At 67.0% G+C, this 26,191-nt stretch carries 22 protein-coding genes and 1 pseudogene; 13 read left to right on the top strand and 10 right to left on the bottom strand.

From position 1 onward, the window contains the following. Positions 1–24: 24 nt before the first annotated feature. The 5 genes from AC1DKR_RS07960 (at position 25) to AC1DKR_RS07940 (ending at position 4,465) form a co-directional block, all read left to right on the top strand. A complete protein-coding gene (locus AC1DKR_RS07960) occupies positions 25–495 on the top strand; it encodes a hypothetical protein (RefSeq protein ID WP_032978295.1) in 471 nt (156 codons plus the stop codon). Positions 496–557: 62 nt separating this feature from the next. Next, the gene (locus AC1DKR_RS07955; RefSeq protein ID WP_478032147.1) at positions 558–1,286 is read left to right on the top strand and encodes an HAD family hydrolase; all 729 of its coding nucleotides are present in this window, start codon (positions 558–560) and stop codon (positions 1,284–1,286) included. A 3-nt stretch (positions 1,287–1,289) separates the two neighbouring features. Further along, on the top strand, positions 1,290–2,657 hold the full coding sequence (locus AC1DKR_RS07950; protein ID WP_223483447.1) for a leucyl aminopeptidase family protein: 1,368 nt from the start codon (positions 1,290–1,292) through the stop codon (positions 2,655–2,657). A gap of 168 nt (positions 2,658–2,825) precedes the next feature. Beyond that, on the top strand, positions 2,826–3,932 hold the full coding sequence (locus AC1DKR_RS07945; protein ID WP_478032144.1) for a catalase family peroxidase: 1,107 nt from the start codon (positions 2,826–2,828) through the stop codon (positions 3,930–3,932). Then, positions 3,929–4,465 carry a cytochrome b gene (locus AC1DKR_RS07940; protein ID WP_312107335.1) on the top strand — a complete coding sequence of 179 codons (537 nt, stop codon included), beginning with the start codon at positions 3,929–3,931 and terminating at the stop codon, positions 4,463–4,465. Before AC1DKR_RS07945 ends, AC1DKR_RS07940 begins: the two co-directional genes overlap by 4 nt. A 512-nt stretch (positions 4,466–4,977) precedes the next feature. On the opposite strand, the gene AC1DKR_RS07935 is transcribed toward AC1DKR_RS07940, so the two are convergent. The 4 genes from AC1DKR_RS07935 to AC1DKR_RS07920 are packed head-to-tail and all read right to left on the bottom strand — an operon-like array spanning position 4,978 to position 8,470. Further along, positions 4,978–5,580, bottom strand: coding sequence for a response regulator transcription factor (locus AC1DKR_RS07935; protein WP_025878350.1), 603 nt, complete (start codon positions 5,578–5,580; stop codon positions 4,978–4,980). Continuing rightward, entirely contained in the window at positions 5,577–6,791 is a 1,215-nt protein-coding gene (locus AC1DKR_RS07930; RefSeq protein ID WP_478032141.1) for a sensor histidine kinase, read from the bottom strand. Before AC1DKR_RS07930 ends, AC1DKR_RS07935 begins: the two co-directional genes overlap by 4 nt. Before the next feature lie 6 nt (positions 6,792–6,797). Further along, complete coding sequence (locus AC1DKR_RS07925; protein ID WP_447944509.1) at positions 6,798–7,577, bottom strand: ABC transporter permease; 780 nt, start codon at positions 7,575–7,577, stop codon at positions 6,798–6,800. After that, positions 7,574–8,470 carry an ABC transporter ATP-binding protein gene (locus AC1DKR_RS07920; protein ID WP_312786185.1) on the bottom strand — a complete coding sequence of 299 codons (897 nt, stop codon included), beginning with the start codon at positions 8,468–8,470 and terminating at the stop codon, positions 7,574–7,576. Before AC1DKR_RS07920 ends, AC1DKR_RS07925 begins: the two co-directional genes overlap by 4 nt. 202 nt (positions 8,471–8,672) lie before the next feature. On the opposite strand from AC1DKR_RS07920, the gene AC1DKR_RS07915 reads away from it, so the two are divergent. The 5 genes from AC1DKR_RS07915 to AC1DKR_RS07895 all read left to right on the top strand — a co-directional run bounded on the left by AC1DKR_RS07915 (position 8,673) and on the right by AC1DKR_RS07895 (position 16,513). After that, entirely contained in the window at positions 8,673–9,920 is a 1,248-nt protein-coding gene (locus AC1DKR_RS07915; RefSeq protein WP_032978286.1) for an efflux RND transporter periplasmic adaptor subunit, read from the top strand. Positions 9,921–10,037: 117 nt separating this feature from the next. After that, positions 10,038–10,727 (top strand): ABC transporter ATP-binding protein, encoded by a 690-nt coding sequence (locus AC1DKR_RS07910; RefSeq protein ID WP_025878346.1) that lies wholly within the window; start codon positions 10,038–10,040, stop codon positions 10,725–10,727. A gap of 14 nt (positions 10,728–10,741) precedes the next feature. Further along, positions 10,742–11,899 carry an ABC transporter permease gene (locus AC1DKR_RS07905; RefSeq protein WP_032978283.1) on the top strand — a complete coding sequence of 386 codons (1,158 nt, stop codon included), beginning with the start codon at positions 10,742–10,744 and terminating at the stop codon, positions 11,897–11,899. Between the two features lie 13 nt (positions 11,900–11,912). Continuing rightward, complete coding sequence (locus tag AC1DKR_RS07900) at positions 11,913–13,229, top strand: ABC transporter permease (RefSeq protein ID WP_223497510.1); 1,317 nt, start codon at positions 11,913–11,915, stop codon at positions 13,227–13,229. A 425-nt stretch (positions 13,230–13,654) separates the two neighbouring features. After that, positions 13,655–16,513: a TonB-dependent receptor plug domain-containing protein gene (locus tag AC1DKR_RS07895; protein WP_154879137.1), complete on the top strand. Its 2,859-nt coding sequence runs from the start codon at positions 13,655–13,657 to the stop codon at positions 16,511–16,513. 135 nt (positions 16,514–16,648) lie between these two features. Here the strand turns inward: AC1DKR_RS07895 and rarD are convergent, their stop codons facing one another. Together rarD and yedA are read right to left on the bottom strand one after the other, a co-directional pair. Then, positions 16,649–17,548 (bottom strand): EamA family transporter RarD, encoded by a 900-nt coding sequence (gene rarD, locus AC1DKR_RS07890; RefSeq protein WP_025878342.1) that lies wholly within the window; start codon positions 17,546–17,548, stop codon positions 16,649–16,651. Further along, a complete protein-coding gene (yedA, locus tag AC1DKR_RS07885; protein WP_025878341.1) occupies positions 17,545–18,450 on the bottom strand; it encodes a drug/metabolite exporter YedA in 906 nt (301 codons plus the stop codon). Before yedA ends, rarD begins: the two co-directional genes overlap by 4 nt. Positions 18,451–18,670: 220 nt before the next feature. Here yedA and AC1DKR_RS07880 point away from each other — a divergent pair, with 220 nt between their 5' ends. Both AC1DKR_RS07880 and AC1DKR_RS07875 read left to right on the top strand, forming a co-directional pair. Further along, complete coding sequence (locus tag AC1DKR_RS07880) at positions 18,671–20,005, top strand: MFS transporter (RefSeq protein WP_025878340.1); 1,335 nt, start codon at positions 18,671–18,673, stop codon at positions 20,003–20,005. Between the two features lie 31 nt (positions 20,006–20,036). Next, positions 20,037–20,371, top strand: a pseudogene (locus tag AC1DKR_RS07875) (hypothetical protein). Between the two features lie 243 nt (positions 20,372–20,614). On the opposite strand, the gene AC1DKR_RS07870 reads toward AC1DKR_RS07875, so the two are convergent. The 4 genes from AC1DKR_RS07870 to AC1DKR_RS07855 all read right to left on the bottom strand — a co-directional run bounded on the left by AC1DKR_RS07870 (position 20,615) and on the right by AC1DKR_RS07855 (position 25,260). After that, complete coding sequence (locus AC1DKR_RS07870; protein WP_478032185.1) at positions 20,615–22,267, bottom strand: M28 family metallopeptidase; 1,653 nt, start codon at positions 22,265–22,267, stop codon at positions 20,615–20,617. Between the two features lie 149 nt (positions 22,268–22,416). Further along, positions 22,417–23,349, bottom strand: coding sequence for an MBL fold metallo-hydrolase (locus AC1DKR_RS07865; protein ID WP_478032132.1), 933 nt, complete (start codon positions 23,347–23,349; stop codon positions 22,417–22,419). Between the two features lie 183 nt (positions 23,350–23,532). After that, positions 23,533–23,829, bottom strand: a complete 297-nt coding sequence (locus AC1DKR_RS07860) for a hypothetical protein (protein ID WP_100461916.1) — start codon at positions 23,827–23,829, stop codon at positions 23,533–23,535. A gap of 135 nt (positions 23,830–23,964) precedes the next feature. Beyond that, the gene (locus AC1DKR_RS07855; protein WP_478032128.1) at positions 23,965–25,260 is read right to left on the bottom strand and encodes a tryptophan--tRNA ligase; all 1,296 of its coding nucleotides are present in this window, start codon (positions 25,258–25,260) and stop codon (positions 23,965–23,967) included. Between the two features lie 108 nt (positions 25,261–25,368). Here AC1DKR_RS07855 and AC1DKR_RS07850 point away from each other — a divergent pair, with 108 nt between their 5' ends. After that, a complete protein-coding gene (locus AC1DKR_RS07850) occupies positions 25,369–26,175 on the top strand; it encodes a hypothetical protein (RefSeq protein WP_229979091.1) in 807 nt (268 codons plus the stop codon). Positions 26,176–26,191 lie beyond the last annotated feature (16 nt).

The raw sequence follows: 26,191 nt of genomic DNA, 5'->3' as shown, positions 1-26,191 counted from the left end.
TTTTCCCAGGATGGAACCCTCCCCATGTTCTCTTTCGCGCGTCGATGCCTCGCCCTGACCTGCCTGGCCGCCCCCGCCTTCGCCGCGGCCCCGCCCAGCGCGGAAGTGGCCCGCACCCAGCTGGTGGAGGCCATTACCTGCCAGCGCCATCTCACGCCCGAACAGTTCGATGCCATGGCCAAGGTGCTGATGCCCGCCGGGGCCAAGACCAGGGACGAGTACGACGACGGCTACACACTGGCCTCGCCGCTGATGGTGCTTGGCCTGCCGGTGACCCATGTGACCTCCTACGACGGCTCCAGCGGCGAGGATGGCGTGGACAGCTACACGGCGTACTTCGGCAGCGCGGAAATCAGCAAGGTCGCCGCCTTGGCGAAGATGCCGCCGCCGGTGGCCGGTGGCTACCGGCGCGAAGTGGGCAGGCATGATCTGAGCGTGGATCGCGTCGATGGCCAGACCGTCCTGTACTGCTCCTACGACCTGCGCAGCCACTGACGGCGGCAGCGCCTGCCCGCCGCGCGCATGAAAGCCCGCGCGGGCAGGCGTAGAATGGCGGGGTGAAATTCCCTGTCCTTGCCATCACCCTCGACCTCGACGATACGCTGTGGCCGTTCGCTCCGATCGGCGCCCGCATCGACCAGGTCCTGTTCAACTGGATGCGCGAACACAGCCCCGCCACCGCCGCGATGTATCCGGTGGCGGCCCTGCGCGAACTGCGCGAGCGCTCGTTCCGCGACAACCCCCACCTGCATTTCGACCTGAGCGCGCTGCGCCGGCTGACGATCCAGGAGGCGCTGGAAAACAGTGGCGCCAGCCTGGATCTTCTGGAACCGGCGTATGAAGTGTTCTACGCCGCGCGCAACCAGGTGGAGTGCTACCCCGATGCGCTCGACGCACTGGCGCGTATCGCCGCGCGGGTGCCGGTGGTCGCGTTGAGCAACGGCAACGCCGATCTGGAACGGATCGGCCTGGCCCATCACTTCAGCTTCCAGCTGGGCGCGCGCGAGCATGGCGCGGCCAAGCCGGAAGCGAGCATTTTCCACGCTGCCTGCGACCGCTTGGGCGTCGCCCCGGCGCAGGTGCTGCACGTGGGCGACCACGTCGAGATGGACGTGGCCGGCGCGATGGCTGCCGGCCTGCGCGGCTGCTGGATCAACCGTGAAGCGGCCACCTGGAACCATCCGCAGCTGCAGCCTGACCTGCAGTTCGACACCCTCACCGGCCTGGCCGATTGGCTCGATGCCAACCTCGACGCCGCCGACGCTGACGCATCCCGGAGTACCTGACGCATGAGCGAGATCACTGGCTTCACCGCCGACACCACCGCCGCACTGCCGCTGCACGTGCTGGACCGCAGCCAGTTCGAGGCGTGGAAGAACAACCAATCCGCTGCCACCCAGGCGTGGTTGAAGTCGCAGGGCTTCACTGCGGGCGCGCATTCGGTTGCGCTGCTGCCCGGCGCCGATGGCTTGGCTGGCGCGGTGATCGGCGTTGGCGATCGTGCCGATGCCTACAGCTACGCCCATGCACCGCATGCCCTGCCGGAAGGCAGCGTGTGGCAGTTGGCCAGCGAACTGCCGGCCGCCGAGCAGGCACTGCTGCAGCTGGGCTGGGGCCTGGGCAGCTACCGCTTCGACCGCTACCGCAAGCGCAACCGCGCGCCGGCCCAGCTTGTTGCCGCACCGACCGGTGAGGTGGCCGACCTGATCGCCGCCAGCCTGCGCGTGCGTGACTGGGTCAACACGCCGACCGAAGACATGGGCCCGCAGCAGCTGGAAGACGCCGCGCGTGCCCTGGCTGAAGCGCATGGTGCGCAGGTTGAAGCCATCACCGGCGACGAACTGCTGGCGCAGAACTTCCCGGCCATCCATGCGGTGGGCCGTGCCTCGCACCGTGCGCCGCGGCTGATCGTGCTGCGCTGGGGCAAGGAGACCGACCCGGCGCTGGCGCTGGTCGGCAAGGGCGTGTGCTTCGATACCGGCGGCCTGGACATCAAGCCGGCCGATGGCATGCGCAACATGAAGAAGGACATGGGCGGCGCCGCCCACGCGCTGGCCCTGGCCGGGCTGGTGATGGCCCAGCAGCTGCCGGTGCGCCTGACCCTGCTGGTACCGGCCGTGGAAAATGCGATCGGCCCGGATGCCTTCCGTCCGGGCGAAGTGATCGCCACCCGCAAGGGCCTGAGCGTGGAGATCGACAACACCGATGCCGAAGGTCGGGTGATCCTGTGCGACGCGCTGACGTTCGCCGGTGAGCAGAAGCCGGACCTTGTGCTGGACTTCGCTACCCTGACGGGCGCGGCGCGCATCGCGCTGGGTCCGGATCTGCCGGCGCTGTTCAGCAACGATGACACGGTGGCCCAGCAGTGGCTGCAGGCCGGCGATGCCACCCGTGATCCGGTGTGGCGCATGCCGCTGTGGCGTCCGTACCTGCGTTACCTGAGCAGCGGTATCGCCGACCTGGCCAATGCCGGTTCGCGCATGGCCGGCTCGGTCACCGCCGCGCTGTACCTGGAACGCTTCCTGGAAGACGGACAGCGCTGGGCACATCTGGACGTGTATGCCTGGAACGATGGCGAGCGCCCGGGCCGCCCGGCCGGTGGCGAAGCCCTGGCCCTGCGTTCGGCCTGGACGATGCTGAAGGCACGTTACAGCTGATGGAGCTGCCGGGCATGGCCCGGCGCCACCCATGCCAGTGGGTGCCGACCTTGGTCGGCACTGCATCACCCTGCAAATCTGACGAAAAATTGAATTTCGGCCCCGGTCGGGTTCTGCGAGGATGTGGTGGTCGCCCACCCACACATCCGTGAAGGCAGGAATCCGACCATGTCGCTCTTCCGCTACACCCGCGCCGGCCAGGAGCCGGGCGCGCCGCGCCGGCATTCACCCTTGCCCTGGATCGCGCTGATCGCACTGATCCTGGGCATCGTCTCCCTCGCCTTCGCCTGGCTGGCCGGCTGGATCGGGCGCGACCGGCTGACCGCACAGCGTTTCACCGACACCATCGAGGCCACCGGCCCTGCGCATCCCGGCTTCCGCCGCGCGCACAGCAAAGGCGTGTGCGTGAGCGGCTGGTTCGAACCCAGCGCGCAGGCGCCCACGCTGTCCAGCGCGCGGGTGTTCTCGCAGGCGAAGGTTCCGGTGCTGGGCCGGCTGTCGATCGGCGGTGGTGATCCGCACGGCGCCGATGGCAGCGCGCAGGTGCGCAGCATCGCCGTGCAGCTGGTGGGCGATGACGGGCAGGAATGGCGGATGGCGATGAACAGCTTCCCGTTCTTCGCCGTGCCCACCGCCGAGGCGTTCTACGAGCAGACCCGCGCGCAGATTCCGGATCCGGCCACCGGCAAGCCCGACCCGCAGAAGATGGCGGCCGTGCTGGCCAGGTACCCCAGCGCACAGGCTTTCCAGCAATGGGCCAAGAGCGCACCGTGGACCAGCAGCTGGGCCAACACCACGTTCAACAGCGTCAACAGTTTCTGGTTCACCAACGCGCAGGGACAGAAACGCGCGGTGCGCTGGCGCTGGCAGCCGCAGGCGCCGCTGGTGGAGATGGATGCAGAGGCACGCAAGCAGGCCAATGTCGATTTCCTCAGCCAGGAACTGCAGCAGCGCCTGGCCACCGGCCCGGTGCGCTGGAACCTGGTGGTCAGCCTGGCCGCGCCGGGCGATGCCATCGATGATCCCTCGGTGCCGTGGCCTGAATCGCGCGAACAGGTGGTGGCCGGCGTGCTCAGCCTCGACCGCATGCAGTCGCAGGAAGAAGGCGCCTGCGGCCAGCTCAACTTCGATCCGCTGATCGTGCCCAGCGGCGTACGCGGCAGCGATGACCCGATCCTGGCTGCGCGCTCGGCGGTGTATTCGCAGTCGTTCAACCGCCGCGAGCGCGAGCGCGCCAGCGGTGCGGCGGCACAAACGAAGGGGGAGGCACGATGAGCACCGGCAACGGCCACTTCAACCTGCTCGCCCGGGTGCTGCACTGGTCCATGGCGCTGATGATCATCGCCATGCTGTTCACCGGCGTGACCATGGTCGCCTCGCTGCACCTGCGCCCCATGCTGATCGACCTGCACCGGCCGCTGGGTATCGCCATCCTGCTGCTGGCGGTGCTGCGCCTGTACAACCGCCTGCGCCATCGCCCACCGCCGCTGCCAGCGGACCTTCCCGCGTGGCAGGTGCTGGCGGCGAAGGCTTCGCACTGGATGCTGTACGCGTTGATGCTGGCGATGCCGCTGATCGGCTGGGCGATGCTGTCGGCCGGCGGCTACCCGATCGTGCTGGGCGGTGGCCTGCACCTGCCGCCGATCGTGCCGCACACCCCGGCGCTGTACGCCGCGCTGCGCAATGCGCACAGCCTGCTGGCCTACGTGCTGTTCGCCACGGTGCTGATGCACGTGGGTGCGGCGCTGTTCCACCTGTGGGTGCGCCGCGATGGCGTGTTCCAGGCGATGGCACGCGGGAAGGATTGAATGGGTTCGCCGGGGGTTCCCGGCTGCCCTTTTCCGCGACTGCGGAGGGGTGTCACTTTCTTTGCTCGTGCAAAGAAAGTAACCAAAGAAACACGCCGCCAGCCGCGAGCCGGTGCTGCGCACCGGTACCCTGCGCTTCTCGGTGAATCAGGGGACGGCGCCGAACTCGCTGCGCTCAGACATCGGCGCCTCTTCGCCCCTGATTCCCCTGCGATGCTCGGCTCGCTATAAGGCGGACCCAACGTCAAAAGCCGCAGCTGCACCCAGTAGATCCACGCCATGCGTGGATGCCTTTGCCGTTGATCGTGACCTTCCATTCCGCCTTGAGCGAGCCGAGCACCACAGGTCCGGCGAGGGCGAAGAGGCGCGGGTGTCTGAGCGCAGCGAGTTCCCGCGCCCTCCCTCGACGGACCGAGGAGCACAGGGCACCGGTGCGCAGCACCGGCTCGCGGCTGGCGGCGCGTTTCTTTTGGTTACTTTTCTTTTCGCGCGAAAAGAAAAGTGACACCCCCCTACAACCACCCCTTCTGCCGCGCCAGCCGATACGCCTCGATCCGGTTGGCCACGCCCAGCTTGCCGATGCATTCGGACAGGTAATTGCGCACTGTGCCGTGCGACAGCCCCAGCTGCTCGGCGATCTCGCTGGCGGTGCGGCCCTCGCCCGCCAGGCGCAGTACGCGGCGCTCGCGGTCGGTCAGCGGGTCGGCCTGCGACCACGCATCCAGCGCCAGCTGCGGATCGATCGCACGGATGCCCTGTTTCACCTTGCGCAGCGCTTCGGCCAGGTTCTCGGCCGGTGCATCCTTCAACAGATAGCCCAGTACGCCCGCTTCCAGCGCGCGGCGCAGGAAACCGGCACGGGCGAAGGTGGTCACGATCACCACCTTGATCGGCAGTTCATGACGGGCGATGCGCTGGGCGAGTTCCAGCCCGCTCAGCCCCGGCATCTCAATGTCGGTGACCAGGATGTCCGGCTGCAGCTGCTGCAGCATGCGCCAGGCGGCTTCGCCGTCGGCAGCACTGCCCAGTACCTCGATATCCGGTTCCAGGCCCAGCAGCGCCGACAATGCGCCACGCACCATCGCCTGATCCTCGGCCAGCAGTATGCGGATCATGCCGCGCCTCCCTGTGCCAGCGATGCCGGCGACAGCGGCGTAGTCGCGGCCACCAGGGGCACGCGCACGGTCAGCAGCGTGCCTTCCCCGCGCGGCGACTGCAGCGTCAACTGGCCACCCAGCGCTGCTGCCCGCTCACGCATGCCACACAATCCGTTGCCCTCGGCCTGCACGCCACCACGGCCGTCATCGCGTATCTGCATTACCAACTGTCGGTCCTCAAGCATGAAATCCACCTGCACCCGGGTCGCCTGCGCGTGGCGCACGATGTTGGTCGCCGCCTCGCGCAGCACCAGTGCCAGCCCACGCTCTACCTCCACTGGCATCGGCGGCGGCGGCATGTACTGCAGGTGTACCTGTTGGCATTCCAGCAGCAGGCGTGCCGAGGCCAGTTCGCCGGCCAGGTCGCTGGCGCGGATGCCGGTGACCGCACTGCGTACCTGCGCCAGCGCCTCGCGGGCAATGTCCTCGGCCTCGCCGATTTCCTGCCGGGCACCCGCGTCATCGCGGTCGTACAGCTTGCGCGCCAGTTCCAGCTTCAGCGTGATCAATGACAGCGTATGCCCCAGCAGGTCATGCAGATCACGGCCAATGCGCTCGCGCTCGGCGGTGGTTGCCAGGCGCCGCACCTCATCCTGGGACAGCTGCAGGGCGACGTCGCGCTGATGGCTCAAGGCCTCCACGTTCACCACCAGCCCGACAATGAACGACACCGCCGGCATCCACACCATGGCCTGCCACGGATAACCGAAGTAGAGCGCGGTGCTGCAGAACAGGAGATTCAGGCCAGTGAGCTGCAACAGGTACACCCACCAGCCGCCGCGGCTGCTCATGCGGATCATCACGCAGCCGAACACGAAGTAGCTCAGTCCCGACGGATACCACGGCAGCAGCACCAGGGCCATCACGATCATGCCCAGGGCGTAGCGCCAGGCGTGGTGCCGTGGCGCCAGCATCACCCTGGCATAGAACAGCAGGAACAACGGATAGCTGGCCAGCGTCAGCAACAACCAGCGCAGCGTGAAGCCATTCCCGAGCACCGGGGTGAGGAAGATCCAGACCGACCACAGCAGGTGGATCGCACCACTCCAGGGCGACTTGCCACGCCGCAGCAGTTCGGCCACCGCCGAATCCGGGGCAGGGCGCAACAGGGACGCAAGCCAGCTCGGTGGCATGGAAGATTCCAGGCGGGGACGATCGCTGCCGATCATGCCAGTTCAGCCGACCCGGCGCAGGCGGCGGCGCGCCAGCAGCAGCGCCGCCGCACTTACGCCCAGCAACACCAGCAGATGACCGGCGAAGCTGCCCACTGCCGGCAACCCGACCACCGGCAGGGCCAGCTGCGCCAGGTGCCAGGTCGGCCACAGCGGTGCCATCGTCGAGAACACCTGCGGCAGCGCCGACAACGGCAGCCACAGCCCTGACAGCAGGGCCAGCGGCAGGTAGACCAGGTTGACGATGGCCGGTGCCGCGCTGGCGCCGACATGGCTGCCGATCAGCAGGCCGATCGACCCCAGCGGCAATGCCGCAAACGCGGCCACGGCCAGCAGCTGCAGCACCTGCACCGCTTGCAGCTGCACGCCGCCGAAGAGGCACGCCACCGCCATCAGCATCGCCGCGATCAGCACCGCGAACAGCAGGGCCATCGCCAACCGTGCCAGCAGCGGCGCTGCGCCAGGCATCGGCAGTGCGCGCTTGAGGGTCAGCAGTCCACCTTCGCGGTCCAGTGCCAACTGCACGCCAAATCCAAACAGCGCAGGCGCCATCGCGCCGAACACGCAGTAGGTCGCCAGCAGATAGACCGGCGCGTGGCCACGACCCAGCAGTACGCCGAACAACAGGTAGAACAGCACCGGGAACAACAGCGAAGGCAGCACGAACGACGGCGAGCGCCAGGCACGACGCAGCTCGGACAGCAGTTCGGCGCGATACGGACGCAGGGCACGCCAGACCGAGGGCGCGGCACCGGCGGCGGTGGTACGGGTCAAGGTGTTCATGCGGCCTCCCGGGTCAGGTCGAGGAAGGCGTCGGCCAGTGCCGCGCCCTGTACTTCCAGTTCTCGCAGCTGCGCATCGGTGGCCAGCAGGCGGGCCACCACCGGCTCGGCCGGACTGGCCAACACCTGCAGGTGCTCACCGTCGCGCTGCACGTGCTGGACGCCGGGCCAGCGCTGCACCTCATCGGCGGCCAGCGTGCTGCGGCAGCGGATGCGTCGCGGGCGGTCGGCCAGGCGCAATTCGGACAGCGGCGCATCGGCCAGCACCCTGCCCTGCTCCAGCACCACCACCCGTTGCGCCAGCGCCTCGGCTTCTTCCAAGTAGTGGGTGGTCAGCAGCACACCGCAGCCTTCGCTCACCAGCTGCCGGATCGCCTGCCACATCGCCTGCCGCGCCTGGATGTCCAGGCCCGTGGTGGGCTCATCGAGGAAGAGCACGCGCGGGCGGCCACAGATGGCAATGGCGAACTGCACGCAGCGCAGCTGACCGCCGGACAGCTGGCCATAGCGGCGCCGGGCAAGTTTCTGCAGGCCCACACGCTGCAGTACGTCGGCCAGCGGCAGCGGGTCTGGATAGCAGGCGCTGGCCTGCGCCACCAGTTCATCCACCTGCAGCATCGGCGGCAGGCTGGTGCTCTGCAGCATCACGCCGAGGCCGAGCCGATGATCGCGCTGCTGCGGATCACCACCCAGCAGCTCGACCTGGCCGGCGTCGGCACGGCGCAGGCCCAACAGCACGCTGATCGCGGTACTCTTGCCGGCACCGTTGCGGCCCAGCAGGGCCAATACCTGGCCAGCGCGCACCTGCAGGTCGATGCCGTGCAGGGCGGTATGGTCGCGGTAACGCACCTGCACCTGCTGCAGGCGGGCCAGCGACGGGGCGATCGTATCCATGTGCGGTACCGGTAGCGGGGACATTGCCATCCTGTGCCGCCGTGGTCACATTTCGCAGTTGCCGCCGTCAATGACATCGGATGACAGCTGTCACTGCCATCGCCGATGCACCTGCCTTCATGCTGTGCCGCACGCTCCACCGCCGGAACCGCCGCTGCCTACCCTTCCGGTCACACCCGCCCGAACGCCTGTGATGGAACGAATGAACGCTTCTGCCGAGCTGTTGAAGGAACTCCGTATCGACCGCAAGTCGCCGCCGCCCGCCTCCAGTGGCGGCAGTGGTGGCCGCCGCTGGCTGTGGATCGCCGTGGCCGTGATCATCGTGCTGCTGGCCGGTGGTGCATTCGCACTGTTCGGCCGCGCGCCCACCGTGGAAGTGGACACCGCGCCGGCGGTGGCCATCCAGCAGGGCAGCGCCAGCAGCTCGGTGCTCGACGCCAGCGGCTACGTGGTCGCCCGGCGCATGGCCACGGTGTCGGCCAAGATCACCGGCAAGGTGCGCGAGGTGATGATCGAAGAAGGCATGCGGGTGGAACAGGGGCAGATCATGGCCACCCTGGACCCGATCGATGCCGACGCGCAGCGCAACCTGTACGCCTCGCAGCTGCAGGCCGCACGCAGCCAGGTGGTCGGCCTGGAAGCCCAGCAGAAGCAGGCCGCCGCTGAAGCCAGCCGCCTGCAGGCACTGGTCGGCCAGCAGCTGGTCTCGCGTTCGCAGTACGACCAGGCAGTGGCCCAGCGTGACAGCCTGCGTGCTCAGCTGGAAACCGCACGACGCAACGTCAAGGTTGCCAACGACCAGCTGTCCATCGCCGACCTTGGCGTGGACAACAACATCGTGCGCGCGCCGTTCTCCGGCGTGGTCACCGCCAAGGCCGCGCAGCCCGGCGAAATCGTCTCGCCGCTGTCGGCCGGTGGTGGCTTCACCCGTACCGGCATCGGCACCATCGTCGACATGGAATCGCTGGAGATCGAAGTCGAGGTCGGCGAAGCCTTCATTGGCCGCGTGCAGCCGAAGATGCCGGTGGAAGCCACGCTCAACGCCTACCCGGACTGGAAGATCCCGGCCGAGGTGATCGCCATCGTTCCCACCGCTGACCGCGGCAAGGCCACGGTGAAGGTGCGGGTGGCACTGAAAGTGAAAGACCCGCGCATCGTGCCGGAGATGGGCGTGCGGGTCAGCTTCCTGGAACAGGCCAAGCCGCAGACCGAAGCCAAGCCACAGGGCGTGCGCGTTCCGGCCACTGCGGTGGTCGAGCGTGAGGGCGCGTCGGTGGCCTTCGCACTGGGCGATGACAACCGTGTGCAGCAACGCACGGTCGAGGCGGGCCAGGCGATGGGCAAGGACCGCCAGATCCTCAAGGGCGTGAGCGCGGGGGAGTCGGTGGTGGTCAACCCGCCGGACACCCTGCGCGACGGCACCAGGGTCAAGCAGAAGCAAGCGCAGTAACGGCCCGGCGCCCACGTGGCGCCACCGGCAGTACCGCTGGAAAGCACCACTGTTCGACGCGTGCCGGCCGTCGGCCGGGACGCATCCCCGTTTCCCGCCTTTCGTGGAGAACCACCCATGTCGACCCTGGTTTCACTGCGCAACATCACCAAGACCTACCAGCGTGGCCCCGAAAAGGTGCAGGTGCTGCACGGCATCGACCTGGATATCGCCAGCGGCGATTTCGTCGCGCTGATGGGCCCGTCCGGTTCCGGCAAGACCACCCTGCTCAACCTGATCGGCGGCCTGGACAACCCCACCGGCGGCGAGATCAGCATCGAAGGCGAGCGCATCGACCAGATGAGCGGCGGCCAGCTGTCGACGTGGCGCAGCCACCATGTCGGCTTCGTGTTCCAGTTCTACAACCTGATGCCGATGCTGACCGCGCAGAAGAACGTGGAACTGCCGTTGCTGCTGACCCACCTCAGCGCGGCGCAGCGCAAGCGCAATGCCGAGATCGCGCTGACCCTGGTCGGCCTGGCAGACCGCCGCAGCCATCGCCCCAACGAACTGTCCGGCGGCCAGCAGCAGCGCGTGGCGATCGCCCGCGCGATCGTCTCCGACCCGACCTTCCTGATCTGCGACGAACCTACCGGCGATCTTGACCGCCAGTCCGCCGAAGAGATCCTGGGCCTGCTGCAGCAGCTCAACCGCGAACACGGCAAGACCATCATCATGGTCACCCATGACCCGAAGGCCGCCGAGTACGCCACCCACACGGTGCACCTGGACAAGGGCGAGCTGGCCGACGCGCCGCTGGCCCACTGACGGAGGCCACAGCGATGAAATACTTCTCGTTGGTCTGGGCGCAGCTGTTCCGCAGCCGCACCCGCACCCTGTTGACCCTGCTGTCGGTGGTGGCCGCGTTCCTGCTGTTCGGCATGCTCGACTCGGTGCGCGTGGCGTTCTCGTCCGGTGGCAGTGTGGAAGGTGCCAACCGGTTGGTGGTGGCTTCGCGCCTGTCGATCACCCAGTCGCTGCCGATCCGCCTGGAAACGCAGATCCGCCAGGTCAGCGGCGTGCGCGATGTCACCTACGGCATGTGGTTCGGCGGCATCTACCAGGACCCGAAGAACTTCTTCCCCAACTTCTCGGTGGCGCCCAACTACTTCGATGTCTACCGCGAGCTGCAGATCGACCCGGCGCAGCTGCAGGACTGGCAGCAGACCCGTACCGGCGCGATCGTCGGCGAGACGCTGGCCAAGCAGTTCGGCTGGAAGATCGGCGACACCATCCCGCTGCAAGCCACCATCTTCCCACGTGGCGGCAGCAACGACTGGCCGCTGGAACTGAAGGGCATCTACCGCTCGAAGGATCGCGCACTGGCGGCCAATGAAGAACGCCAGTTGATGATGAACTGGAAGTACTTCGATGAGTCCAACGACTACATCAAGAACCAGGTCAGCTGGTACACGGTGACGCTGGACAACCCGGAGCAGTCATCAAGGGTGGCGCAGGCCATCGATGCGATCTCGGCCAACTCCGACCACGAAACCAAGACCCAGACCGAATCGGCGTTCCAGCAGGCGTTCGTGAAACAGTTCGCCGACATCGGCATGATCGTCACCTCGATCATGGGCGCGGTGTTCTTCACCCTGCTGCTGTTGACCGGCAACACCATGGCCCAGGCGGTGCGCGAGCGCGTTCCGGAACTGGCCACGCTGAAGACGCTGGGCTTCAAGGACAGCACGGTACTGACCCTGGTGATGGTCGAATCGGTGCTGCTGATCGGCCTTGGTGGGCTGATCGGCATGGGCCTGGCGGCGCTGATCCTGCCGGCCATCAGCCCCAAGAGCATGGGCATGCTGCCGCCGCACGTACCGACGCCGACCTGGCTGGTGGGCATCGTCCTGATCGTGGTGATCGGCATCGTGGTCGGGCTGCTGCCCGCACTGCGTGCCAAGCGCCTGAAGATCGTTGACGCGCTCGCCGGCCGCTGAAGAGGACACCGACATGAACAAGCTCAAGAAATGGCTGGGAAACGCGGTGACCGTGCTGTTGCTGGCCGCCGGCCTGGCCGTCTGGATCGGCCTGCCGTGGATCGGCGTGCTGGCCATCGCGGTGCTGGTGGGGCTGTGGCTGGCACTCACCCGCAGTGGACGGCTGGCGCTGGCCGCCACCCGCATCGGCATTGCCAGCCTGCCGCAGCGCTGGGGTGCCTCCTCGGTGATCGTGGTCGGCATCGCCGGCGTGGTCGGTGTGCTGGTGGCGATGCTGGCGATGGGCGAAGGCTTCCAGGCCACGCTCAACAACACTGGCGATGACACCACCGCGATAGTGCTGCGCGGCGGTTCGCAGGCCGAGACCAACTCGGTCATCACCCGCGAACAGGTGCCCACGCTGTCCACCCTGCCCGGCATCACCCGCGATGCGCAGGGGCGGCCGCTGCTGTCACCGGAGCTCTCGCAGGTGGTCAACCTGGTGTCCAAGGCCGATGGCACCGACGTCAACGCGCAGTTCCGCGGTGTCGGCCCGCAGGCGTGGGCTGTGCATGACAAGGTCAAGATCGTCGAAGGCCGCCGGTTCGCCGCCGGTCTGCGCGAGATCGTGGTCGGCCAGGGCGCCAAAAGCCAGTTCCGCGACATGGACGTTGGCAAGACGCTCACCCTGGGCAACCAGACCTGGACCGTCGTGGGCGTGTTCGCTACCGGCGATGCGCATGACTCGGAACTGTGGACCGATGCCGACACGCTGGCCACCACCTATCAGCGCAGTGCCTGGCAGTCGATCAGCGTGCGCACCGACGGCAAGGCCGGCTTCGAGCAGTTCAAGGCCGCTGTCGCCGCCGATCCACGCCTGAAGCTGGACGTGGAAACCACCCGCGTCTACTACAGCAAGCAGGGTGGCGGGTTGACCAAGCTGATCGACATCCTCGGCAAGGTGATCGGCACCATCATGGCAGTGGGCGCCGTGTTCGGTGCGCTCAACACCATGTATGCCGCCGTGGCCACACGCGCACGCGAGATCGCCACCATGCGTGCGATCGGCTTCCGTGGCCTGCCGGTGGTGACTGCAGTGATGCTGGAAACCATGCTGCTGGCGCTGCTCGGTGGACTGCTGGGATGTGCGGTGGCGTGGCTGCTGTTCAACGGCTACAGCGTGTCCACCATCGGCAGCAACTTCAGCGCGGTGGTGTTCAAGTTCCATGTATCGCCGGAACTGCTGTGGAGTGGGTTGAAGTGGGCGCTGGGCATCGGCCTGGTGGGTGGGTTGTTCCCGGCGCTGCGCGCCGCGCGGCTGCCGATCACCACGGCGCTGCGCGAGACCTGAGCATCACGCAGCGATACAACGCGCACCCTGCAGGGACGGAGCGAAGGCTCCGTCCCTTTTTCTTTGCACGTCATCCACGCATGGCGTGGATCTACTGGCCCATCCGCATGGCGTGGATGCCGACGTTGTTGCGGTAGATCCACGCCATGCGTGGATGGGCGCGTGTACGCACGCAACAACGATTACAGATTGCGCAAACACTGCCGCTATCGGTGCCTCTGCCCATCGCAAACGCAGCGCGCGTGACGCCGCGCACAGCACACCTGTGGATTGTTGGTTGCGATTCATTTTCGCGGCGTTACAGCGCGCGCGGACAAACAGTTACCGATGAAAACACTCTAGAATCCGGCCCCCACGTTGGTTTGCAGCACCCCACGCGTCCATAGAACGGACGCATGTTTTTTCTGAAACACGAGATTTCACGGATGTCCCTGAAGACCACCCCGCTGCGCAACGCGATCGTCATCGCGCTGGCCGCCAGTTGCACCACGCCCGCCTTCGCACAGGAAGCCGGCGATACCCCCACCAACCTCGACCGCATCGAGATCACCGGCTCGCGCATCCGCCAGGCCAGTGTCGAGACCGCGCAGCCGGTGGTGGCACTCAACCGCGCCGACATCGAGAAGAAGGGCTACGTCAACGTCGCCGACATCCTGCAGGACGTCACTGCAGCCGGCGCACCGAGCCTGAGCCGTTCGTCCTCGCTGAGCTCCTCGCGCGATTTCGGCGGCATGTATGTCAGCCTGCGCAACCTCGGCCCGGAACGCAGCCTGGTGCTGATCGACGGCCGCCGCATGGGCGTCAGCGCCGGCGGTTACTCCGACCTGGCCTCGATTCCGTCGGCGATCGTCGAACGCGTGGAAGTGCTGACCGATGGCGCCTCGGCGCTGTACGGCTCGGACGCCATCGCCGGCGTGGTCAACATCATCACCCGCAAGAACTTCGACGGTGGCGAAGCCAGCGTCTATGTCGGCCAGTACGGTGAAGGCGACGGCCAGAAGCGCTCCTACAGCGCCACCTTCGGCAAGACCTTCGACCGCGGCTGGTTCAGCGTCGGCGCCGAGCGCACCAAGGAAGACGAAATCCTTGGCGATGCGCGCGAGTTCAGCCGCTACCCGGGTGGCCCGCGCCATGCCGACGACGTCGACGCGCTGAGCCCGACCACCCAGTGGGGCACGGTCACCGTCGGTGGCAAGCCGCTGACCGTGGGCCCGGGCGGCGACCCGAGCAACGCCGGCAACTTCCACACGCCGGATCCGGCTGACGGCGCCAACGCCAAGACCAACATGAGCCTGCTGAGCGGCCTGGAGCGCACCTCGGTGTTCGCCAACGGCGGCTTCTCGATCACCGACAACCTGCGCATCGTCGCCGACGCGCTGTACAGCAAGCGCGAGTCGACCAAGCACCTGGCCGGCTACCCGTACTCGGTCTCGGCTGCGCAGTCGCGCAACGGCACGCGCGCTGCGCTGTCCAAGGACAGCACCTTCAACAAGTGGGGCCAGGACGTGCTGTTCTCGCACCGCACCGAAGAGCTGCCGCGCGGTACCGAGAACACGCTGGAAACCAAGCGTGCCAGCCTCGGCCTGGAAGGCAGCTTCGAAACCGGTTCGCGCTACTGGGACTGGAACGTCAGCTACATGTACAACCGCAATGAAGGCGAGCGCGTTGGCACCGGCAGCATGTACCAGCCGAACGTCAACCTCGCCGTCGGCCCGTCCTTCATGGACGGCGACGTGGCCCGCTGCGGTACGCCGGGTGCGGTGATCGCTGGCTGCGTGCCGTGGAATCCGGCTGCACCGATGGGCTACACCGGCCCGGGCTCGCTGGGCAACCAGGACGTGCAGGACTACCTGTTCACCCGCTTCGTCGACAAGATGCGCAGCACCACCAAGGTCGCCAGCGCCAACATCTCCGGCTCGCTGTTCACCCTGCCGGCCGGCGACATCATGGGCGCGATGGGCTTTGAGCACCGCAGCGAAGAAGCCAGCTACACCCCGGACCTGATGGTGCAGAAGGGCCAGATCGCCGGCACCACCGGCCAGCCGACCCGTGGCGACTACTCGCTCAACGAGGTCTACCTGGAAATGCAGGTGCCGCTGCTGGCCGACATGGCCTTCGCCCGCGAGCTGTCGCTGGACCTGGCCGGTCGCTACACCGATTACAACACCTTCGGTTCGACCACCAACAGCAAGTTCGGCCTGAAGTGGAAGCCGATCGACAGCCTGCTGGTGCGCGCCACCTACGGCACCGGCTTCCGTGCACCGACCGTGGACGACCTCTACGGCGGCGCGGTTTCCAGCCGCGATTCGTTCACCGATCCGTGCGACACGAAGTTCGGCATCGCCGCCAGCAGCCCGACCGTGGCAGCACGCTGCCAGGCGCTGAACGTGCCTGCCAACTTCCGTCAGCAGACCGGTTCGGACGGCAACCTTGCCAACCGCCCGGGCCAGCAGGCCACCTCTGATTTCAACTCCGGTTCCAACCCGGAACTGAAGCCGGAAACCGCCAAGACCTGGACCGTCGGCCTGGTCTACAGCCCGGAATTCGTGCAGGGCCTGGACGTCAGCCTGGACTGGTGGAAGATCCGCATCGACAACGCCATCGTGGGCGAGTCGGCTACCGACATCCTCAACCAGTGCTACGTGCAGGGCGTGGATTCGGCATGCGGTCGCTTCACCCGTTCCACTGCTGCGGCCACCCGCGGCCAGGTTTCGGCGCTGGATCGTTCGCTGGTCAACGCCGGCTACCGCGAAACCGCCGGCTATGACATCGGTGTGCGTTACCGCCTGCCGGAAACCGCATACGGCAAGTTCGCCATCAACTGGAACACCACCTACACCGACTACCTGGAGCAGCGCAACGACAGCGCCGCCACCACCCCGGTGGAGCAGCGCGTGGGCTGGGCCGGTGACTTCCGCGTACGTTCGACCTTCAACCTGGATTGGCAGTACGGCAATCTGGGCATCGGCTGGACCGCCCGTTACTACTCGGGCATGAAGGAAGCCTGCTCGTACGATCTGGGCGGTGGCCCGGACTGCAACATGGCCGACTTCGTTTCGCCGTATACCGATGCACAGCCGAGCCGCAAGGTGGGTTCCAACACCTTCCACGACCTGCAGGTGCGTTACAGCCTGCCGTGGGATGGCACCGTGTCGCTGGGCCTGAACAACGTGTTCGACCACCAAGGTCCGATCATGTACAGCCAGCCGAACAGCAGCTTCACCTACTACGGTGGCTTCGACATCGGTCGTTTCATGTACATGAAGTACCAGCAGCGCTTCTAAGCCTGCAACCGCGTTCCCGCCCCGGCCAACTCTCTCCTGGCCGTGGATGGAAGCAGAACGGCGCCCCTCGGGGCGCCGTTCTTTTTTACAGGGTCGGCTCCATTTGCATCGCGGAGGGCTCTGACCCCGGAGGCGCTATCGTTTCGCGCCGCGCATCGCCCGTACGTTGTCACCGACGTACAGGACCAACCCGGCCCAGATCGCCGCAAAGCCAATCGCCTTGCCGGTGTCGAAGGCCTCGTGGAAGAAGAACACGCCCAGCAGCAGCTGCAGGCTGGGCGCGATGTACTGCAGGATGCCGACCAGCGACAGCGGAATGCGCTTCACTCCGTAGGCGAAGCCGATCAGCGGCACCGCCGTGATCACCCCGCCGAAGATCAGCATCAGGTCGTTGGCCCAGCCCCAGCCACCGAAGAAGCCACCGCCATGGCCGTTTTCCGACCAAAGCGCGAAGCCCAGCGCGGGCAGGAACAGGTACAGGCTTTCCACGCCCAGCCCGGCCACCGGATCGACCGACACCAGCTTGCGCAGCAGGCCGTACAGGCCGAACGAGCACGCCAGGCCCAGTGCAATCCACGGCGGCGTGCCCGCATCGATGGTCAGCCAGGCCACGCCCACCGCTGCGATGGCTACCGCCAGCCACTGCACGCGGCGCAGGCGCTCCTTCAGCACCAGCACGCCCAGCAGCACGTTCACCAGCGGGTTGATGAAGTAGCCCAGGCTGGTTTCGATCACATGCCCTGCGTTGATCGCCCAGATGTACAGGCCCCAGTTGAAGGCGATGGTCAGGCTCGATACCGCCAGGATCGGCAGCGCGCGCGGTTGCGCGGCGATCTTCTTCCACCAGCCCAGCCGTGATGCGATCAGCAGCCAGGCCACCACCAGCACGGTGCTCCAGATGATGCGGTGGGCGATGATCTGGAACGACGGCACTTCGTTCAGCAGATGCCAATAGACCGGCACCAACCCCCACAGCACGAAGGTGGAGGCAGTGATCAACAGGCCCCGTCGCTGTTCTTTCTCGTCCATGCTCATCGCTTGCGTGTCCTTGCCATCGTCAGTACCACCACACCCAGAAGTATCACCGCCATGGCCAGGAAGTCGCGCCAACCAAAGCGTTCACCATTCAATGCAGCCCCCAACAGGACAGCAATCACCGGATTGACGTAGGCATAGCTGCCGGCCAGCGCCGGGCGTACGTTCTGCAGCAGCCAGACGTAAGCGGTGAACGCCACGATCGAACCGAACACGCACAGGTAGGCCATCGCCAGCAGGCCTCCGCTGTCGGGCAGGGTGGTGGGGCGCTCGCCGACGACCAGGCCGATCAGCACCAGCAGCACGCCACCGCAGATCATCTGCCCGGCCGCCGTCATGAATGGGCCCGGCAGGTCCTGCCCGCGTGCCCACACCGAGCCGAACGCCCAGCCGACCGGCGCGATCAGCAGCAGCACCAGCCCGGTGGGCGATGCGGTCAGGCTGCTGCCGGCGTTGAGCCAGACCACGCCGACGAAGCCAACGGCGATGCCCAGCCATTCGCCCTTGCTGGCATGCTGCCCGCGCAGGGCCGAGAACAGCGCCATCCACAACGGCACCGAGGCCACCGCGGTGGCGGCCAGGCCGGATGACACCTCGCGTTCGGCCAGCACCACCATGCCGTTGCCCAGCACCAGCATGGTCACGCCCATGATGACCAGGTTGCGCCACTGCCGCAGGGTGGGTCTGGGCATCTTCCAGAACAGGCGCAGCGCCAGGTACATCAGGCCGCCGGCAATGATGAACCGGCTGCCGGAGACCATCGTCAGTGGCAGCGCGCCGCCATGCAGGGCCTTGGCGATACCCAGGTAGGTCGAGCCCCAGACCACGTAGACCAGCAGCAGTGCCAGCACGACAAGGCCGCCCCGTGGGGCAGCCGCAGACGGAACGGGGGGAGCCGACATGACACACCAGGGAGCTGGGGGAACACGGATTTTAGGACGTTTTGGTTATGGTCCGGCAGCCCATGTAGTGGCACGCTGTCATCCATCCATGCCCCGCCCGCCCTTCCGGCACCCGGCGTTGACGTGGGTTGCAGTACCAAGGAGGCTGGCCGGCAGCGCACCGCGCGCCTGGCAGCGCAATTTCCCGCATGGACGCACCGCATCGAGGATCCCCACCCGGATGAGCACTACGTCCCAATCCGCTGTCCCCAGCACCGACGGCGCCGCCCTGCGGCGTTCCATCTCCAACACCCTCAAGGGCTCCGCCGGCAACCTGGTGGAGTGGTACGACGTCTACGTGTACTCGGTGTTCGCCGTGTACTTCGAATCGCAGTTCTTCTCGCCCGAAGACAAGAACTCCACCATGTACGTGTGGGCGATCTTCGCCGCGACCTTCCTGATGCGCCCGATCGGCGCATGGTTCTTCGGTCGCTTCGCCGACCGTCATGGCCGTCGCCTTGCGTTGACCGTGTCGGTCACGCTGATGGCCTTCTGCTCGTTCATCATCGCCATCACCCCCACCGCTGCCAGCATCGGCATCTGGGCGGCGATCATCCTGCTGTTCGCGCGCCTGCTGCAGGGCTTCGCCACCGGTGGCGAGTACGGTGCCAGCGCCACCTACATGTCCGAGGCCGCCATTCCGGGCCGCCGCGGTTTCCTGTCCTCGTTCCACTACGTCACCCTGGTGGGCGGCCATGTGCTGGCCCAGCTGACCCTGTTCGTGATGCTGACGTTCTGGGCCAAGCCGGAAATCTCCGAGTGGGGCTGGCGCATCGCCTTCGGCATCGGTGGCATCGCCGCCGTGGTCGTGTTCTGGCTGCGCCGTGGCATGGACGAGTCGCTGTCGGAATCCTCCATCGAGGCCGCGCGCGAAGGCAAGGACAAAAAGTCCGGCTCGATGTACGAGCTGTTCGTGCACCAGTGGCGCCCGCTGCTGCTGTGCTTCCTGATCACCGCCGGTGGCACCATCGCCTTCTACACCTACTCGGTGAACGGCCCGAAGATGATCCAGAGCGCCTTCGCCGGCAACGATCCGATGACCGGCACCCTGATCAACCTGGGTGTGCTGGCCTTCCTGATGGTGCTGCAGCCGGTGGGCGGCTGGCTGTCGGACATCATCGGCCGCAAGAGCTTGCTGGTGTTCTTCGGTGTGGGCGGCGTGCTGTACAGCTGGTACCTGATCACCCAGCTGCCGCACCAGCACGATGCCACCCTCGCCTTCCTCACCCTGGCACTGGGCTTTGTCATCCTCACCGGCTACACCTCCATCAACGCCGTGGTGAAGGCAGAGCTGTTCCCCACCCACATTCGTGCGCTGGGCGTGGGCTTCGGCTATGCATTGGCCAACTCGCTGTTCGGCGGCACCGCGCCGCTGCTGTACCAGGGCGCATTGAAGACCGGCCACGTGGACTGGTTCGCCATCTACGTCACCGCGACGATCGCGGTATCGTTGGTGGTCTATGTGTTCTTCCTCACCAACAAGGGCCCCAACTGGCTCGACGGCACGCGCAAGTAAACGCGCCGTAGTGATCGCGGCCACCGGTGCAATGCCGGTGGCCGCCGCGTCTCCTGCCACGCCGCTGGTATGGCTCGCACTGGGTCTGGGCGCGGCAACCCTGCTGGCATGGATGATCCGCCGGCCCGGCGCCCAAGCGAGTTGGCCACGTATCGGCTTCGGCATTGCCCTGCTGGCGTTCTGCGCTGCACTGATGCTGCAGCTGGCAGTGGATCTGGGCAACGGTACCAGCACCCTGCATCTGCGCCTGAGCCGGGGCATCAACCCCGCACCGGTGGCCGGTCTGCGCACGATGGTGGCCTGTTACCTGGGCGCGCTTGCCTTCGCCGGTTGGGCGCGTGGAAGCTGCTGCGGCCACGCGGCTGAAGATGCGGTAGTGCCGGCCGCTGGCCGGCAACTGCACATCCGTTCGGAAGGTTCATGAGGTTGCCGGCCAGCGGCCGGCACTACCGTGCGTTTGGAGATCGCCGGCCAGCGGCCGGCATTGCCGTGCGTTTGGGGGTTGCCGGCCAACGGCCGGCACTACCATGCGTTTGGAGATTACCGGCCAGCGGCCGGCATTGCCGTGCGTTTGGGGATCGCCGGCCAGCGGCCGGCATTGCCGTGCACTTACCGGCGGGCGGCTTCGCTCTTTTCGCGGGCGCCGTGGAATTCCGATTCCTTTTCCCACTGCGGCCAGCGACGGCTGTTGGCCAGCTCTGCGCCCAGGTCATAGACCAGCAGGGTATCGGCCGCGTGACCCGCCGGATCCCAGCTCGGCGTCCATGCATCGCAGGCCTGGTGGTAGCAGTCGGCGAAGTACTTCTCGCGCAGCGCGCGGCCTGCGTCGACGCCGCCGTCCAGCTTGTCCAGGCCCGGGCCGATGGTGATCGCCGGCACGCCCAGGCGGGCGAAGGCGAAGTGGTCGGCACGGTAGAAGAAGCCGGCTTCCAGATTCGGGTCCGGGCTGTAGCTGCGGCCACGGGCCTTGGCCACGCGTTCCAGGTCGCCTTCCAGCGACACCCGGCCCTTGCCCCACGACGCGATGTCACGGGTGGCACCATCCGGGCTGAACATCTCGATGTTCAGTACCGCAGCAGTCTTGTCCAGCGGCGCCAGCGGGTGCGCGGCGTAGTAGCTGGCGCCCAGCAGGCCTTTCTCTTCGGCGGTCAGGGCGACGAAGTACAGGGTGCGCTGCGGCTGCGGGCCGGCGGCGAACACCCGGCCCAGTTCCAGCACGGTGGCCACACCGGTGGCGTTGTCGATCGCACCGCGGCGGATGCGGTCGCCCTTGGCGTCGGCCTGGCCGATACCGAAGGCATCCCAGTGCGCCGAGAAGATCACCGCCTCATCGGCGTGCTCGCCGCCGGGCAGCTTGGCCACCACGTTGCGGGTCACCACTTGCTCGCGCTTGAGCGCGAAATCGACGCTCAGCCTCGCGTTGTCCAGCGCAACCGGACGGAAGTCCGCGCTCATCGCCTTGCGCTTCTCGGCATCGAAATCCAGGCCGGCGTCGGCAAAGATCTGTTCGGCCAGCTCACGCTGCATCCAGCCACGCAGTGGCGTGTGCTGGGCCATCGCTTCGGCCTGGCCGCGCTCGATATCGAACAGCGGCGAGGTGCCCGAACTCTTCACCGTGGCCCAGCCGTAGGCGGCCGGTGCGGTCTCATGCACGATCAGCACGCCTTCGGCACCACGGCGCGCGGCTTCTTCGAACTTGTAGGTCCAGCGGCCGTAGTAGGTCACCGCCTTGCCATCGAACGCACCCGGCGCGTCGGCTTCAAAATCGGCGTCGTTGATCAGCATCACGGCGATCTTGCCGTGCAGGTCCACGTCCTTGTAGTCGTTCCAATGGCGCTCGGGCGCATCGATGCCGTAGCCCACGAACACCAACGGCGCATCCTTGATCTGCACGCGCTTGCGTGGCTGCAGGCTCTGCAGGGTCACGTCCACGCCATTGGCCAGCGCCCGCTTGCCGCCCTTCAGGGCAAGACTGGCCTTGGCCGGGCCATCCAGCTGCGCGCGCACCAGCGGCACCGGCTGCACCCAGCTGCCGTCCACACCACCCGGTTGCAGGCCGTAGCTGCGGAACTGCTCGATCAGGTACTGCACGGTGCGTTCTTCGCCTTCGGTGGCCGGTGCACGGCCCTCGAATTCGTCCGATGCCAGCACGCGCACATGACGCGACAGCGCCTGCGGATCGATGCCGCCGCCGGGCAGGTCATTGGCCGCATGGGCCAGGCCACCGACGAACAGGCAGGACGACAGCAGCAACACGCGCATCGGGTTCACGGCAGTACCACGGCTAGCTTGAAAGTCACCAGAGTGTAACGTGGTCGTGACATCGCGGCGCGGCCCGGGACCGTGTCATCCACGCATGGCGTGGATCTACCAGGGGCGCAGCGGATCTCCGCCGCCAGGGCGTGCGCAAGTCAGCGCGATACACGGTCCAGCCAGCAAGCCAGGCCCTGCGCGTTGAGTTCGATATCCATCGCCAGTACTTCGCTCACTGCAGCCTGGTCCAGCGCGCATCCATGCTGCTGTGCACGCTCCAGGTACAGCGCCTGCAGCGCGGCCAGCAGGCAGCGATGACGATCGGGGCGACCGTCGCACTGGCGGCCGATTGCCGCCATCGCATCGATCTGTTCGAACAGATCCTCGGCCAGCTTTTCGACCTGTTCGACACGACCGTAATGGGTCAGGTACATCGCCTGCGGTGCGTAACCGAGCATGCGCTGGATCGACGCCTTCATCGCTTCCGGGTCGAACTGCACCGGCGATGAGGTGGGGAAGATGAAAGCGCCCTGCGCGCTGTCCAGCTCGCGGTAGGAGATACCGAAGGTATCGCCGGTGAACCAGCTGCGGCTGCGCCCATCCCACACGCAGTAGTGGTGCAGCGCGTGCCCCGGGGTATGCAGCAGCACCAGCTCGCGGCCGGCCAGGTCGATGCGCTGGCCGTCGTCAGCCACCACCACGCGCTGCTCGGGAATCGCTTCGATGCGGCCATAGCTGCGCGCGATTTCCTCGGCGCCATAGACGGCGGTGGCCCCGGCGATCAATCGGGTCGGATCGATCATGTGCGGTGCGCCGCGCGGATGCAGCACTGCACGCGCATTCGGCAGCTGCTGCATCAGCAGGCCAGCGCCACCGGCATGATCCAGGTGCACGTGGGTCAGCAGCAGCCAGTCCACCGCCTCCACGCCCAGCCCGTTGTCGGTCAAGGCCTGCAGCATCGCCGGCACCGACAGGCCGGTACCGCAGTCGACGAACGCGGCACGACCGTTTTCGATGATCAGGTAAGCGGCATCGAAATCCGGCCGTTGGAAACCGGTATCGATGGTGTGGATGCTGGGATCGGCGGTCATCGACGCGCACCTGGCAGGATCGGGAACAGATGCCCATGGTAGGCCCGCCGGCATGGCGTGATCGATGCGGCTTTGGTCGGAGGGGGCAATTCTGTAGAGCCGAGCCCACGCTCGGCTGCCTTTCTGCCAGACATCAGCCGAGCATGGGCTCGGCTCTACATAGGGCACACGCGGGGCGCTACATCAGAGGCGCAACCAGCGCGGGCGCAGCAACAGGGCCATCACCAGCACCGCCAGGAACGCGCCATAGGCATACAGCACCGCCAGCACCTGCGGCCAGATCGGTCCGGCGCCCGGCTGTACCAGACCGATGTGGTGGCCCCACAGCATCGCCATGATGCTCAGGGCGAGCGCCAGCGCCAGGGTGGCGCCATCGAACAGGCGTCGCCGCGCGGTACGCGGCTGGCGCGGAAACAGCCAGTAGAGGCTGCCCAGCAGGATGAACCAGGGCAGGAACAGCAGCAGCGACAACCAGGCCATCGCAGACTCCATGTCATCGCGCCTGAGGCGCGCGGACATCATGCCATGGCCGCAATGCACTGTAGAGCCGAGCCGATGCTCGGCTGCTTTTCCGCCAAGCCGAGCGTGGGCTCGGCTCTACAAAGGTGGTGCAGGTCAGGCCGCTTCGCGCAGCACGGCCAGCGCCGCCAGCACCGCATCGACCTCGGCTTCCAGCTTGAACAGCTCGCTCTGCAGCTGGTCGCCCTGCTCGGCCTGCTTCAGCACGGCGATCAGCTGGCCGGCATCGCGCGGCGAGTCGAAGCCTTCGCTCTGGATCAGCAGCGTGCCGTCGCCTGCGGTCAGCTTGAAGTAGAAACGGCCATCCTTCTCGCGGTACTGCTTGAACAGCGGCGGCGCGGCGCGGGCTTCACCGGCATCTTCGCTGGCGATGTCGCCTGCATCGGACAGATCACGCAGGCCCACCGCATGGCGCAGTTCTTCCAGCAGCGGTGCCGCCAGCTGCTCACGCAGCTGCTGGCCACGGCGCTTGAGCAGCGCTTCGATCTTTTCCGGCTCGGCCATCAGCGCGTTGTAGCGCTCGCGCAGCGGTGACAGTTCGCTGTCGATGCGCTCGAACAGCTGCTGCTTGGCATCGCCCCAGCTGATGCCGTCGGCGAAGGCCTTGGCGAATGCGGCGGTCTGTTCCGGGGTGGCGAATGCCTGGTACATCTGGAACAGCGCAGAACCTTCGGTGTCCTTCGGCTCGCCCGGTGCACGCGAGTCGGTCAGGATCGAGAACACCAGCTTCTTCAGCTCCTCGCGCGGCACGAACAGCGGGATGGTGTTGTGGTAACTCTTGCTCATCTTGCGGCCATCCAGGCCCGCCAGCGTTGCCACCTGCTCGTCGATCACCACGTCCGGCAGCGGGAAATACTCCTTGCCGTACACATGGTTGAAGCGCTGCGCGAAGTCGCGCGCCATCTCGATGTGCTGGATCTGGTCACGGCCCACCGGTACCTGGTTGGCCTTGAAGATCAGGATGTCGGCAGCCATCAGCACCGGGTACATGAACAGGCCGGCGCTGACACCTGCGTCCTCGTCCTGGCCTTCCTCACGGTTCTTGTCCACCGCCGCCTTGTAGGCATGGGCGCGGTTGAGGATGCCCTTGCTGGCGATGGCGGTCAGGAACCACATCAGCTCGGTGGTCTCGCGGATGTCGCTCTGGCGGTAGAACCACACGTGTTCCGGGTCCAGGCCACAGGCCAGCCAGCTGGCGGCGATCTCCAGGGTCGCGCGCTGGGTGCGCTGCGGGTCCTGCGACTTGATCAGGCTGTGCAGATCGGCCAGGAAGAAGAAGCTCTCGATGTCCGGCGTGCGGCTGGCCGCAATGGCCGGACGGATGGCGCCAACGTAGTTGCCCAGGTGGGGCGTGCCGGAGGGGGTGATGCCGGTAAGGACTCGGGTCGTCATGACTGCGTGCGGAAACCTTCTATGAACGGAGCCAGTTTACCGTGCACACGGTCAACCCCGTCAGGGCCCCCGGCACGTTCATTCACCCAACCCCGCTGGAGACGCCCGATGAAACGCCTGCTGCCCCTGCTGCTGATCCTGCCCCTGGCCGGCTTCCGCCCGGCCCCGCTGCCCCCGCCGATGCCGCAGGACGGCCCGGTGCGCGTGGCCCTGGTCGACCGCGACCGCGGCACCGAGTTGCGCAGCTACCCGGCCGACGGCCAGCGCTGGGTGGCTGGTGAGCGCGGCCATCGCTATGCGGTGCGCCTGTACAACGACAGCCCGCGCCGGGTGCTGGTGGTGCTGTCGGTGGACGGGGTCAACGCCATCTCCGGCGAAGATGCCGATCCCTCGCAGACCGGTTACGTGCTCAACCCCGGCCAGCGCGCGGACATCACCGGCTGGCGCAAGACCCAGGATGAAGTGGCCCAGTTCGTCTTCAGCAGCCCCAGCGGCAGCTACGCCAGCCGCACCGGCCGCCCCGACAACGTCGGCGTGGTTGGCGTAGCGGTGTTCGAAGAGGCACGCCGCTGGTACCCGCGTCCGCAGCCGATCCTGCGTGATCGCGCCGGGCCGGCACCAGAGGCAGCCGAAGCCTCGGCGGCCGCCGATGCCAGTGCCAGCCGCATCGAAGGTTACTCGGCCAAGTCGCGGGCACCTGCGCTGGGCACCGGCCATGGCGCACGTGAGAGTTCCTCGGTGCGCGATACCGATTTCGAACGCGCCACCCGCGGCCCGGCACAGGTGCTGCAGCTGCGCTACGACAGCGCCCGCAACCTGCGCGCACGCGGCATCCTGCTCGATTCGCCGTCGCGCCTGGACCGCCAGCCGCAGGCGTTCCCGAACCGCTACGTGCCCGACCCGCCGGCACGTTGATCGTCACACAGCGCAA

The organism is Stenotrophomonas sp. 01N47, from assembly GCF_056399165.1.
Note: the sequence above shows the minus strand (reverse complement) of the source record. Positions and strands in the feature narration are given on the sequence as shown.